Source organism: Allobosea sp. 117, assembly GCF_000702305.1.
Lineage (GTDB): Bacteria > Pseudomonadota > Alphaproteobacteria > Rhizobiales > Xanthobacteraceae > Ancylobacter.
Map to the genome: position 1 here is coordinate 185,434 of NZ_JNLC01000012.1, position 12,186 is coordinate 197,619.

The 12,186-nt window shown below is 64.5% G+C and carries 10 protein-coding genes and 1 tRNA gene; 8 read left to right on the forward strand and 3 right to left on the reverse strand.

From position 1 onward, the window contains the following. The first annotated feature begins 72 nt into the window (after window positions 1-72). Window positions 73-663, forward strand: coding sequence for a hypothetical protein (locus U742_RS0110100; protein WP_029352592.1), 591 nt, complete (start codon window positions 73-75; stop codon window positions 661-663). An 8-nt stretch (window positions 664-671) separates the two neighbouring features. Here the strand turns inward: U742_RS0110100 and U742_RS0110105 are convergent, their stop codons facing one another. After that, on the reverse strand, window positions 672-1,589 hold the full coding sequence (locus tag U742_RS0110105) for a metallophosphoesterase family protein (protein WP_029352593.1): 918 nt from the start codon (window positions 1,587-1,589) through the stop codon (window positions 672-674). Window positions 1,590-1,691: 102 nt separating this feature from the next. Here U742_RS0110105 and U742_RS0110110 point away from each other — a divergent pair, with 102 nt between their 5' ends. Next, window positions 1,692-2,126, forward strand: coding sequence for an NUDIX domain-containing protein (locus U742_RS0110110; RefSeq protein WP_029352595.1), 435 nt, complete (start codon window positions 1,692-1,694; stop codon window positions 2,124-2,126). Window positions 2,127-2,135: 9 nt separating this feature from the next. Here U742_RS0110110 and U742_RS0110115 read toward each other — a convergent pair whose 3' ends face one another. Beyond that, the gene (locus tag U742_RS0110115) at window positions 2,136-2,849 is read right to left on the reverse strand and encodes a methyltransferase domain-containing protein (protein WP_029352597.1); all 714 of its coding nucleotides are present in this window, start codon (window positions 2,847-2,849) and stop codon (window positions 2,136-2,138) included. Between the two features lie 143 nt (window positions 2,850-2,992). Here U742_RS0110115 and U742_RS0110120 point away from each other — a divergent pair. The 5 genes from U742_RS0110120 to U742_RS0110140 all read left to right on the forward strand — a co-directional run bounded on the left by U742_RS0110120 (window position 2,993) and on the right by U742_RS0110140 (window position 9,934). Further along, window positions 2,993-3,069, forward strand: a tRNA-Met gene (locus tag U742_RS0110120). A gap of 610 nt (window positions 3,070-3,679) precedes the next feature. Continuing rightward, the gene (locus tag U742_RS0110125) at window positions 3,680-5,044 is read left to right on the forward strand and encodes a capsular biosynthesis protein (protein WP_197028227.1); all 1,365 of its coding nucleotides are present in this window, start codon (window positions 3,680-3,682) and stop codon (window positions 5,042-5,044) included. 5 nt (window positions 5,045-5,049) lie between these two features. Then, complete coding sequence (locus U742_RS0110130; RefSeq protein WP_197028228.1) at window positions 5,050-6,354, forward strand: glycosyltransferase family 4 protein; 1,305 nt, start codon at window positions 5,050-5,052, stop codon at window positions 6,352-6,354. After that, window positions 6,351-8,345, forward strand: a complete 1,995-nt coding sequence (locus tag U742_RS0110135; RefSeq protein WP_051661022.1) for a capsular polysaccharide biosynthesis protein — start codon at window positions 6,351-6,353, stop codon at window positions 8,343-8,345. The genes U742_RS0110130 and U742_RS0110135 overlap by 4 nt, the downstream gene beginning before the upstream one ends. A gap of 479 nt (window positions 8,346-8,824) precedes the next feature. After that, the gene (locus U742_RS0110140; RefSeq protein WP_248310324.1) at window positions 8,825-9,934 is read left to right on the forward strand and encodes a polysaccharide biosynthesis/export family protein; all 1,110 of its coding nucleotides are present in this window, start codon (window positions 8,825-8,827) and stop codon (window positions 9,932-9,934) included. Window positions 9,935-10,030: 96 nt separating this feature from the next. Here the strand turns inward: U742_RS0110140 and U742_RS22870 are convergent, their stop codons facing one another. Further along, on the reverse strand, window positions 10,031-10,702 hold the full coding sequence (locus U742_RS22870) for a class I SAM-dependent methyltransferase (protein ID WP_081852933.1): 672 nt from the start codon (window positions 10,700-10,702) through the stop codon (window positions 10,031-10,033). 413 nt (window positions 10,703-11,115) lie between these two features. On the opposite strand from U742_RS22870, the gene U742_RS0110150 reads away from it, so the two are divergent. Continuing rightward, window positions 11,116-12,183 carry a GSCFA domain-containing protein gene (locus U742_RS0110150; RefSeq protein ID WP_081852934.1) on the forward strand — a complete coding sequence of 356 codons (1,068 nt, stop codon included), beginning with the start codon at window positions 11,116-11,118 and terminating at the stop codon, window positions 12,181-12,183. The last annotated feature ends 3 nt before the right edge of the window (window positions 12,184-12,186 follow it).

A 12,186-nucleotide genomic window follows, 5' to 3' on the forward strand; every position in this document is an offset into this window, starting at 1 on the left:
CGCCGCATCTGGCACAGCCGGCCGCCGCCCGCTAGTCTCTCCTCCCGGTCCGGGGAGCGTGGGTAGAGTAGTATGGACGAGACCGAGCGTCCGCGCGGCCAGCCGCTCTCGCTGCGCGATGCCCTTCGCGCCGCGCGGGTCGAGGCCGCCGAACAGGCGAGCGTGGTGGTGGAGCTGCGCGATGCCGAGCTCGCCCGCCTCGCCATGCTCAACGAGATGCTGGAGCCGATCTTCGCCGAGCTGCCGCTCGAGCATGCCGACATGTTCGATCGCGGGCTGATGCCCGGCGCGACGCCGCGCCTGTTCATCGACATGGTGGCCCATGTGTCGATGGCACATGACAAGCGCACCTATCGATTCATCCAGGACACGCGCTCCGGCCGGCGTATCCTCGCCGAAAGCGCGAGCCCGACCGACATCGCCGATGCGGTGACCCGATACGTCGCACGCCGCCTCATCGCCCGCGAGCAGGCGATGACCGGCTACGCGCCGGATGATCCGGCGCTCGCTCCGCGCCCGCTGCCGCACGCCGCCAGACGCCTGCAGGCGGAGGAGGACGCCCCTGCCCCGCCCTCCCGTCGCGGCGCCGTCGTCGCGCTGGTGGTCGGATTGTGCGCCGGCGCGCTGCTCGCCGCCGCGGCGCTGACCTTCATCCCGCGCTGAGCCCGCAATCAGATCGCGCGTCGCGGCGGCGCCGTGAGCACCCGCACAGTGCGCAGCGCGACCGCATGGTCGCCCGGCGCGAAACCGTGCGCCTCCATGGTGCAGCGCCAGCCGGCCTCCAGCCGCTCGATGCGGTAGAGGTTGTATCCCCCGGGCCAACGCTTGTCGTCCGGCCCTGCTGCCGAGGACGGCGCCTCGACCACCGGGATCAGCCCGTGCGGCCCTTGGATCTGCTCGACCATCAGGTGATGGTCGTGGCCGCAGATGACGAGATCGGCACCATGCCGGGCAAGGCAGGCACGGACCGCCTCGGCGTCGATCAGCCGCTTGTGCGTCGCCCGCGGCCCGCACGGAGGATGGTGGATCAGCACCACCCGGAACAGGTCCTCCCGCGCGAGCTCGTCCAGCACCCGCCCGAGCCGCACGAGCTGGGCGCGGCCGACGCGCCCGGTCGCCATGAACGGATTGGTCGGCACCGCCGTCGACACGCCGATCAGCGCCACCTCGCCGCGCCGCCGCACGAACGGGAAGGCGCTCTCGGCCGTGACGTCGCCGCCGGCAGCGTCTCCGCGCATGTAGTCGCCCCAGTTGAGCAGCGCGTGATGGGCGGTGGAGCGCACATAGGCGTCGTGATTGCCCGGCACCACCGTCACATCGTGCCCGTCGCCGAGCGACTCGAGGAAGGCAAGGCCGGTCTCGTATTCCGCCGGCAGGCCGACATTCACCAAATCGCCAGTAACCGCGATATGATCGGGCGCCTTGGCCTTGATATCGGCGATCAGCGCCTCGATGGTCGAGGCGATGAAGCGTCGCCGGCGATTGCGCAGGTTCAAAATGCCGAGCGCGCGCTTGCCGGCAAGCTCGCGCAGTCGCGCGCGTGGCGTGGGGCCGAGATGAGGGTCGGTGAGATGGGCGAGAACGAACACGGCCGTTTCCATATCAGCCCCTACCGGCCGAGGGAAAGCGATCCGCCGCTGAATCACGAGCGCCCGCCCGATGAGCCGCGGCGGCCGCGACGGCTGCAGCGCATGATGCATGTGTGGTGGCGCTTCGCCCGGGGCATGACGCTCGGGGTGCGCGGGGTCGTGCTGGCACCGGACCAGCACGTCCTGCTGCTGCGCCACACCTATTCGCCCGGCTGGCAGTTTCCCGGCGGCGGCGTCGAGCCCGGCGAGACGCTGATGGAGGCGCTGAGGCGCGAGCTGGAGGAGGAGGCGGCGATCCACGTCGTCGGCGAGCCGCGTCTGCACGGCGTGTTCTTCAATTCCTTCGCCTCGCGGCGCGACCATGTGGCGGTCTATGTGATCGAGCACTTCCGCGCCGGGGCGCCGATGGTGCCGAACCGCGAGATCGCCGAGGTCGGCTTCTTCCCGCTCGACGACCTGCCGCCGGAGACGACGCCCGGCACCCGCCGGCGCCTGCATGAGATCGTCGGCCAGCAGCCGGCGGCGCCGCGCTGGTAGGATGGCGCCTCAGACGCGCTCGCAGAAGAAATAGTGCGAGCGCCCGCCCCATTCCGGGGAATGATCGAGCACCCTGAAATTGCTCGCCTCCAACATGCCAATCATGGTGCTCGGCGCGTAGAGCCACCACCACGGTCCGTAATTGGCCTTGCCGTCGACGCGGAACGGCTCCGACTCGGCACGGTTGAAGTGCATGATCTCGATGCCGCTCAGCCGGAAATGCTCGGACATGATGGCACGCTTGCGCTCGTTCACAGCCGGGATGAACAGGGTCTGCCCGCCGCTGAAGTCGATGGCCCCGACCTCGTTCTCCACCCGCTCCGGCACCACCATCGAGCCGAGCAGCAGATATCTGCGCGTCACGCTGGCGAGCCGGTCCAGCGTGTGGACCGGCGAGGGCGCGTGATAGATGATCCCCGAGCAGTGCACGACATCGAAGGTGCCGAGACGCTCGTGGACGTCCGGGGAGTCGAGATTGACGTTGCGCCGGCCATAGCCGGAAAAGCCGAGTTCGGCGGCGCGGGCGTCGAAACGGCCCCAGAGCTCGTGACTGAAGGGCAGGATGTCCGCCATCGTCGCGGCGCTCGCGCCGGCGTCCATCGCCACCGTGACCTTCTCGTTCACCGTGCCCCACAATCCGCCGATATCCACAAAGCTGAGGCCCGGCACATGGGCGCGGATGAGGCGATTCTGGAAGATGGTCGGATCGGGCAGTTCGGCCATGAGACCCCCCTCGCATCGAACCTGCCCGCTTGCGAGAGCAGGCATGACGCTGGCCCGGCCGACCGCGCCTTGACACTGATCGGCCGCGTTCCTTATATCCGCCCACCTCGCGCTCGGAGCCGCATGCCGGCTTCGATCTCGGCGGCGGAGTAGCTCAGCTGGTTAGAGCACGGGAATCATAATCCTGGGGTCGGGGGTTCAAGTCCCTCCTCCGCTACCACTTAAAGAAAAATACCTCGACGACCCGGGCCGGCTCCGCACTGGCGGATGATCCACGCCACAGCGCGCCGGCTTGCGCAGCGTGAGGGTGACGGGCCGGCGTGCGCACGGCCGCGAAGCGACGTCACTTTACTGTAGCGTCGATGCGATCTGCTCTTCGGCAAAGCCGGCTCGCCACCACGAACGGTATTGGACGTGCCAAGGACATTCTGCCGCAGGCCCCATGCCAGGCCGACATCCTTCGGATGCTGGGACAACTGGTCCGAATCTTGCCAGTGACGTTACTGGAAGTTTGGGCTCGACGATGGGGGTACGCCAACGATATTACCGCCACGCGCTTCGATCCCGACTCTCAGGGCCGGACCTCGAAGAGAAGCCCTCAAGACGATTGCGACCGGGAGGCGAATTATGCCGGGGAAACAACCCGGCGCGGTTAACGCATTTATGCCGAGCCTCGTCAGCGCTCGTTAATCGCTGGACTTGGGTTGGTCATAATTGCACAATGAAGAATAAATATTCCTAGCGCATCTCGCGTACGAGTAAAGAGATTCAAAATTGCCTTTAAGTTATGCCCATACTCACTCTAAGCGCAACGCTTGTTGGTGATGAACATGAGCATCGCGTTTCATCAATCGCAGCATGGGCAGCGCCGCCGGCGTGCCATATTCCTTCAAGGTCCGGTCGGGCCCTTCTTTTCTACGCTGCAGGAAACGCTTGATCGCGCAGGCTGGCTAACCGTCAAGATCAACTTCAACGGCGGCGACCTCCTGTTCCAGGGAACGGGGCGCAAGCTGAGCTTCACCGACCGCCTGGCGAGCTGGCCTCGCTGGTTCAAGGGATTTCTGCAGAACTTCCAGCCCGACGTCATTCTGCTGTTCGGCGATCAGCGGCCGATCCACCGTGCCGCCCGCGCCATCGCCCGCGCGGCAGGCGTGCAGGTCATATGCTTCGAGGAAGGCTATCTGCGGCCGAACTACATCACCATGGAGATGGGGGGCAATAACGCGGCCTCCGCCCTGCGCCTGTGGCGCGGTGACGAACCAACGGTCGAGGCCACCCCGCCCGCGATCATGCCCACCAACGGCTTTTCGCCGATGGCGCGCTCCGCCGTATGGTACTTTACAGCCATGCATGCCGGCGTGCTGCGCTTCCCCCATTATCGCCATCATCGCCGGCGCGGCTTTGTGCTCGAAAGCGTGATGTGGGCGCGGAACGCGCTACGGAAATGCCTGCGCCGCTATGAAAACCTTTTTCTGATCCAGTCGATTGTGGAGCGCCTGGACGGCCAATACTTTGTCGTCGCGCTGCAGGTACACGACGATCTTCAGTTGCGGCGGCACGGATGCCGCTGGACGATCGAGGGCCTCATCGAGACGGTGATCGGCTCCTTCGCGCGCGAGGCGCACCCCACCCATAATCTCGTGTTCAAGGGCCATCCGCTGGATCGCGGCCACAGCTCCGCGCGCGAGCTGGTTCGGGAGCTTGCTGCACTGCACGATATCAAGGATCGCGTGCATTTCATCGACGACGGCTCCCTCGGCCTCCTCACCCGCCATTCATGCGGCATGATCACGGTCAACAGCACCTCGGCCATGGTCGCCTTCGCGCATGGCAAGCCGGTGCTGGCACTCGGCGACAGCTTCTACGAGCCGCTGACCGTCAATGGCGCGGACCGCGCCGATCACACGCTCTCGCGGTTCTGGCGGGCCGCGCCGCTGCCCGAACCGGAGCGCTGGGAAGCCTTCCGTGCCCACATCGTTGCCACCAGCCAGGTGAATGGCAGCTTCTACATCGAGAACGAGATCGATCAGACATGCGTCAGGGTATTGGCTCGCCTCGAAGCTATGCTCGAGGAGCAGCCCGCAGTGCAGCAAAATGTCATCCCGCTCGTGTACCGTGAGCAAACCAACGATGATCATGAGCCCGTCGACAACGTCGTCTGGCGCGGAACGGAAGATGGTGTATGGAGGCGGTAGGCGACATGCGGTTGTTGCTCGACGTCACGCGCTTGTGCCAGCGCGGACGGAGAACGACGCCGAGCGGCATCGACCGCGTCGAGTACGCCTATTTCTCCCATGCGATGGGCCAGCCCGCCGGCCTTGAGCCCTCTTTCGTCGTCTTCCAGAAGCTCATCGCCGGAATGCTGCGCAAGGAGCGCGCCCGCGAGTTGCGGCAGGCCATCGTGGAGGCCTGGAGCCTAGACCGCGGCTCGAACGAGGAAGCTTCCTATGTCGACCTGTGCGCCGAGCTGGAGCGCCCGCTTCGACTGGAAGCCCGGACACCGCTGCGCGTCGCGGCGCCGTCATCGGTCACGCATTGGCCCGGACGGGTGCTGTTCACGCCGCGCGACATGCTCCGCGCGCGCGTCCGGCTCGACCGGCATCTCGGCAGCGTCCCGCGCCATCCGCCCATTTATCTGCATACCTCGCACGGCCGGCTCGATCAGGGAGCCATTCAGCGCTGGCTGTCCTCGGCCAAGATCGCGCCGGTCTTCTTCCTGCACGACGTAATCCCGATCGACTATCCGGAATTCTGCCGCCCGGGCGAGAACGAGCGCCATCTCTCACGCCTCAGGGCCATCTCGAACCACGCCCGTCTCGTCTTGGTGAATTCGCAGGCGACCGCGGCTGCGGCATCCGCGCAGATGGATGCGATGGGCCTGCGCGTTCCACCCTTCGCCATTGTTCCTCTCGGCGTGGAGGACTGCTTTCGCGACCGCTCCGCGCTCACGCCGCCGCGCTCCACCCATCCTTATGCGGTCGTCGTCGGCACGATCGAACCGCGCAAGAACCTCGCCTTCCTTCTCGCCATCTGGCGCCGCCTCGTCGAGAAGCACGGCACGCGCACGCCGCGCCTGGTCATCATCGGTCGCCGGGGCTGGGAGAACGAGAACGTTCTCGACTATTTCGAGCGCTCGACCCTGCTCGCCCCCTTCGTCGTCGAGGCGTCCGACATTTCCGATACCGCGCTCGCTTCCGTCATGGCTGGCGCCTGCACGATGATTGCGCCTTCGCTCGCCGAGGGGTTCAATCTGCCCATCGCCGAAGCGCTGGCGCTCGGCTGCCCGGTCATCGCGTCGGACCTGCCCGTCCACCGCGAGATCGCCGAAGGCAGCGCCCGTTTCGTCGATCCGCTCGACGGGCCGGGCTGGATGCACGCCATCGAACAGACCTTCCTCACCGAGAACGACGCGTCATCGCACGCGGCTCCGCCTTATGCTTCGCTCAGCTGGCGCGAGCATGTCGAACGCGCACTCGGCTTCATCGCCGAAAACGTCGCCGCATGAGTCCGCGTCGTATCGCGCTGCCTCTCGTCACCCTCCGCCGCTTCCCCTGGTTAGCCACGGCACTTGCCCCGATCGAGGTCGGGGCGCTTGAGGATCCGAGCTTCCGGCCCGACGCTGTCGCCGGCTGGGGCGCGAAGACGACAGCTTTCTACGCCCGCCTGCATGCGAAGGCACGCGGCCTCCCCTTCCTGACGCTCGAAGACGGTTTCTACCGCTCGGTCGGCCTCGGCAAGCAGGGAACGCCGGCGCTCTCCTTCACCCTGGACGCGCGCGGCCCCTATTTCGACGCGCGGCAGGAGAGCGAGCTCGAGATGCTCCTGCTCGGCCCACTCGGCGCCGATATCGAGAGCCGCGGCCGCTCCCTGCGCGAGTTCATCGTCGAGAAGCGCCTGTCAAAGTTCAACTATGTCCCGGAGGATCCCGTTCGGCTCGACGCGCCGGAGGGACTGCCGCGAATCCTCCTGGTCGATCAGGTCGCCGGGGACCGCTCGCTTCTGGGCGCCGGAGCGAGCACCGCGACCTTCGCGGCCATGCAGGCACAGGCGGAGGCGCTAGCGCGCGAGGGGCGCGCAGCGGCTTTCCTGAAAGTCCACCCGGACGTGGTTGCCGGCTACGCGAAGGGCATGTTCGGTGCACCCTCCCCGCTCACGCGCCTCGCGCCCGAGGCGGGCCCGCACGCGCTCCTCGACGAGATCGACGAGGTGTGGACCGCATCGAGCCAGTTGGGCTTCGACGCCCTCCTGCGCGGACGGCGCGTCGTCACCTTCGCCGCCCCCTTCTATGCCGGCTTCGGGCTGACGGAGGACCGCCCCGACGATGCCGCGCCGCACGCCCGGGCCGCCCTCGCGCGGCGTGCCGCAAAACGCCTCTCGCTCGACGCGCTCGCCGGGGCGGCGATAGGCCTCTATCCGCGCTATTTCGATCCCGGCAGCGGCCGCGCCCTCGATGCCGAGGCGGCGCTCGAGCGCCTCGCCTTCTGGCGGGATCACTACCACGCACGGCGCTGGCCCGTCGTCGCGGTCGGCTTCGCCCGCCACAAGCATCGGCTCATGCGTGCCTATCTCGGTGCCGCCGGCCCCGGTGTACGCTTCTTCCGGCGCGAGCCGAGGGATCTGGTTCAGCGGGCACAGGCCGCGGGCGCCGGCGAGGTCGTCGCCTGGGGCGACCGGATATCGAGGAAGGCGGAATCCGTGGTGCGCGCGGCCGGTATTACCGTGACGCGGGTCGAGGACGGCTTCCTGCGTTCGCGCGGGCTCGGGCGGAAGACAACCCCTCCCGTCTCGCTCTGCTTCGATCGCCGCGCCGCGCATTTCGATGCCACCCGCCCGAGCGATCTGGAAGCGCTGCTGCAGACCCACGCCTTCACCGACGCCGAGCGGGCCCGTGGCGCCGCCCTCGTGCACCGGATCGTCACCGGCGGACTCACCAAATACAATCTGCGCGAAACGCTGCCGGACCTGCGGGCCAGGGCACGGGGGCGACGCATGGTGCTGGCGATGGCGCAGGTGCCGGGCGATGCCGCCTGGCGATTGGGCGCCGTGCCTTTCACCAACAATCTGGAGTTTCTCTCGGCGGTTCGCGCCGAATGCCCGGACGCGTATCTCATCTACAAGGAGCATCCCGACGTCGTCGCGCGCCTGCGCTCGGGAGCGATCGATCGCGAGGCCGCCGACCGGCTGGCCGACTGCGTGCTGACGCAGGGCGACGCCGCCCAACTCTACCCGCAGATCGACACGCTGCACGTCATGACCTCGCTCTCCGGCTTCGAGGCCCTGCTCCGGCGGCGCGAGGTGGTCTGCTGGGGCCTCCCCTTCTATGCCGGCTGGGGACTGACGCAGGATCGCGTACGCTCGTCGCGGCGGGGGCGGAAGCTCACCCTCGACGAGCTTGTCGTCGGCACGCTCGCGCTCTATCCGGCCTATCTGTCGCCACAGTGCGGCATCCCGTGCGAGGTCGAAGACGTTCTGACCGCGCTGGCGGAGCCTGCCTGACCAGGTGCTGGAGCCGTTTGGAGTGCGCCGGCATCGAGCCCGACCGGCCGCGCTTGTTCTCCCTGATAGAGCGCGGGGACATTTGCAGCCCGCTTCGTCCCCATTCCCGGCAATTTCGGCGCTCGAACGCGGCGCCACACCTGGTCACTTGCCGTTGCCGCACTGTGCTCGGCGGCGGCGTGACAATCCCCGCTATGAAATTCGCGCAGTTTTATCTTCACTCTGTCATCGCGGCTGCGTAGAGGGAGCGGAAATGACAACCTCCTCCTTTGAAAGAAACCTGAGGAAAAGGAAATTGGCGTAACACGGTGACTGGCCAAGATGCCTGTGGCCGGCAGGAGACACTGTCGGCGTAAGCGTTTCCATTGGGGTCGCCTCGTTACGGTGTGCGTGTTATGGCTTCCCGGTAGGGGTCGAGATCGAGACAGATGCGTTTGATTGTTTTGGCCGCGATGGGTTTCGCATTGGCGGGATGCGCGATGCTGCCCTCCGCCGGTCCCACGGCAAGGGATGTGCGCGAAGAGAGCAAGCAGCAGGAAGCCGTGTTGCCGGGCTTTGCTCTCATTCCGGTCGACGACCAGGTCATCTCGGTGCTGCGCCGTCGCGCGGCCGATACCTCCCTCTCCTCCTTCGGCGACCGGCGTGCCTCGGGCGACTATAAGGTCGGCGTCGGCGACGCCGTCACCGTGACGATCTGGGAGGCGGGCTCCGGCGGCCTTTTCAGCGCCCCCGCCGTGCGCGAAGGGCAGATTCCCGGCTCGCGTCAGGCGACCATTCCCGAGCAGATCGTGGGGCGCGACGGCGCCATCACTGTGCCTTATGCCGGACGCGTGCAGGTGGCCGGCCGCCACACCAGCGAGATCGAGCGCTCGATCGAGCAGACCCTCGACGGCAAGGCCATCCAGCCCCAGGTGCTCGTCACCATCACCAGGCCGCTTAGCAACACCGTGACGGTGGTCGGCGAAGGCGCGGCCGGTGCCCGCATCCCGCTGTCGCCCAAGGGTGACCGGATTCTCGACATTCTGGCTTCCGCCGGCGGCAACCGCGTGGACGTCAATGAGAGCTTCATCCAGCTCACCCGTGATTCTCGCACGGCCCGCGTGGCGATGACCAAGGTCGCCGCCGACCCCCGCGAGAACATCTATCTGCGCCCCGGCGACGTGCTGACCGTGATCCGCGATCCGCAGATCTTCTTTGCCGTTGGCGCAGTCGGCCGCAATGCCGAGATTCCGTTCAACGCTGAAGGCATCACGCTCGGCCAGGCGATCGCCAAGGCCGGCGGCCTGCTCGATTTCCGCGCCGACCCGGACGGCGTCTTCGTCTTCCGTCTCGAGAAGCCGGAGATTGCGCGGGCTCTGACGGAGGTGACGCCGGAGATGATGACGATGGGCGGCGTCCGCGTCGCTTATGCGTTCAACATGCGTGAGACGTCCGGCATCTTCGCGGCGAGCCAGTTCCGGATCTTCAATCGCGACGTCATCTTCGTGTCGAACGCCATCCTGAGCGACGTCCAGAAGGTCGCCCAACTCTTCAACATGATCACCTCGCCGGTGGCCCAGGGCGCGAGCATCGCCAACGCGGTGCAGTAACAGCGCCGCGGCTCCCGCGAGAGCGCGCAGACACAGAAACGCCCGTCTGCGTGCATCGCAGGCGGGCGTTGTTCTTTCCGGGGACGGTCTGTCGGATCAGGCGGCCGGCATGCGCAGGGCGACGTCGTGATGCGCGGTGCCGCTCAGCGCCACACCTATGACCTTGGCATTCGTGTCCCGCACGAACTGGTTGACCGCCGCCACGACGCCATAGGGCTGCACCTCGTTCAGCGACCAGTTGGTGTAGTCGTTGAACATCACGATGGCGCCCGGCTTTATCTTCCGGCGGATGACCTTGAGCTCCGAAACGACGGAGTCATAACCGTGGTCGGCGTCGACATATATAAAATCGAAATAATTATCCGAGAAACCGGAAAGTATTTTCGTTGAATCTCCGAGGTGTTTACTGACCGCGATATTTTGCCGCAGACCTTCGTCGAAGCGCGAAAAATCTATGTCAATCACATGAAGCTCTTCGGGATCGAAGGCGGCTAATATTTCTTTGGCGAACGCGCCGGTGGAGGTTCCCACCTCACAACAAAATGAATTTTTTGGGAGTGACAGGCTCGCGAGCAGACTTGATCTGCTGGCAAATACCTTGGCGCTCACGACGTCCTCATCCCTCAAGTGAACGATGGGATGATCCATGAAAGCCTTGGGATAAGTGAGTTTCTCACCCTTCTGAAATTTCCTCAGATTTCGAACCGAACGCTTCAGGGCAGCGAGGTTATGCTCAATCGCGACTTGAAGATCTTTGACATCGATCATGATACACCGCGAGAGTAAGGGATGGAGACGCTGAAAGCGCTAGCACGCATGGGCCAATTTGCAAAGGTCTGAGCCCTATCACCCGCATCCGCAGCTTGAAGCGGATTGGCGCGACAGTATATTCGTAAAGGCAGTTACACCTCTTACCTAATGTCGTTCATTCCTCTGGGACAAATTGGCCCAGAACATGCATCATTCAAGGCACCGCAACTCAACGTCAGTGCCGCGCGATGTCATCGTGGATACACCTGCCTGCCAGTAGACAGGCCTCCGAGGCGTGGCATGCCTGGCCTCGTTGGGACAGACGGGGAACGTAAAAATTCGCCCTTCAGCATCCAGCAATACGCAACACAACTGAGCTGCACTTGGAAAAATAGTTATTTTCGATTAGTGACGATATCGGAGGCATTTGCATGGAACACGGCATTAAACAAACGACCGACCTCTCTCAACAGGAGGTAATTTCGTTCAATCTTGATAGCGAAACCCCAAAATCCATTGGATCGTCATTTTTTCGAGGCGAAAATTGTAATTTAAATCCGTATCACAAGGATTTTATCCGAAACGATTTTCTGAAGAAAACGCTAAAAGGCTGGACACCCGACGCCCCTGTCATCAATAAATCGACAAAGATAACCGCATTCGGCAGCTGCTTTGCCTCGAACATAGCCAAGCACTTAAGCGGTGTCGGATATAATCTCACCAAAGACCGCCATCCTGATATTTACATTTCAAAGATGGGCGAAGGACTGGTCAATATCCATTCGCTATATCAGCAATTTGCCTGGGCGCTTGAAGATGTGGCGCCGCCGACCGGGCTCTGGCACGGATTCAAGGCAGAAGAGTTCGGTTACGACGAAGACGTCCGGAAACGCACGCGAGAGGCCTTCCTCGACACCGATTTCTTCATCATCACGCTCGGCCTGTCGGAAGTCTGGTACGACGAGGTCACGGGCGGCATTTTCTGGCGAGCGGTGCCGCGCCAGAACTACGACCCGAGCCGGCACAAATTCCGGGTGTGCAGCTTCGCCGAAACCAAGGCTGGCCTGGAGGCGATCTATCAGGCGATCCGCAAGCATGTGCCGAACGCGAAGCTGCTCTTCACGCTCTCGCCGGTGCCGCTCGCCGCGACCTTCCGGCCGGTCAGTTGCATCACGGCAAACTCGGCATCCAAGGCGATCCTGCGCGCAGCGCTCGACGAATTCATGCGGGAGCATGACGACGAGCGAAGCAAAAATCTGTTCTATTTTCCATCCTACGAAATCGTCAACGATCTCTTCTTCTGCCGTTTCAGCTCGGATGGACGTCATCCCTATGACGAGATCATTGACGTCATCATGTCTTCTTTTGAACTATTCTTCTGTGAGACGAATCTGACGATGGAAGAACTGACGCAGAAATATCTTCAGGTCCGGAAGCTGAACGGCGACAAATCGTCCCGGGTCGGCAATCTCCAGAACACAATCAAGGTCGATGCCTGACAC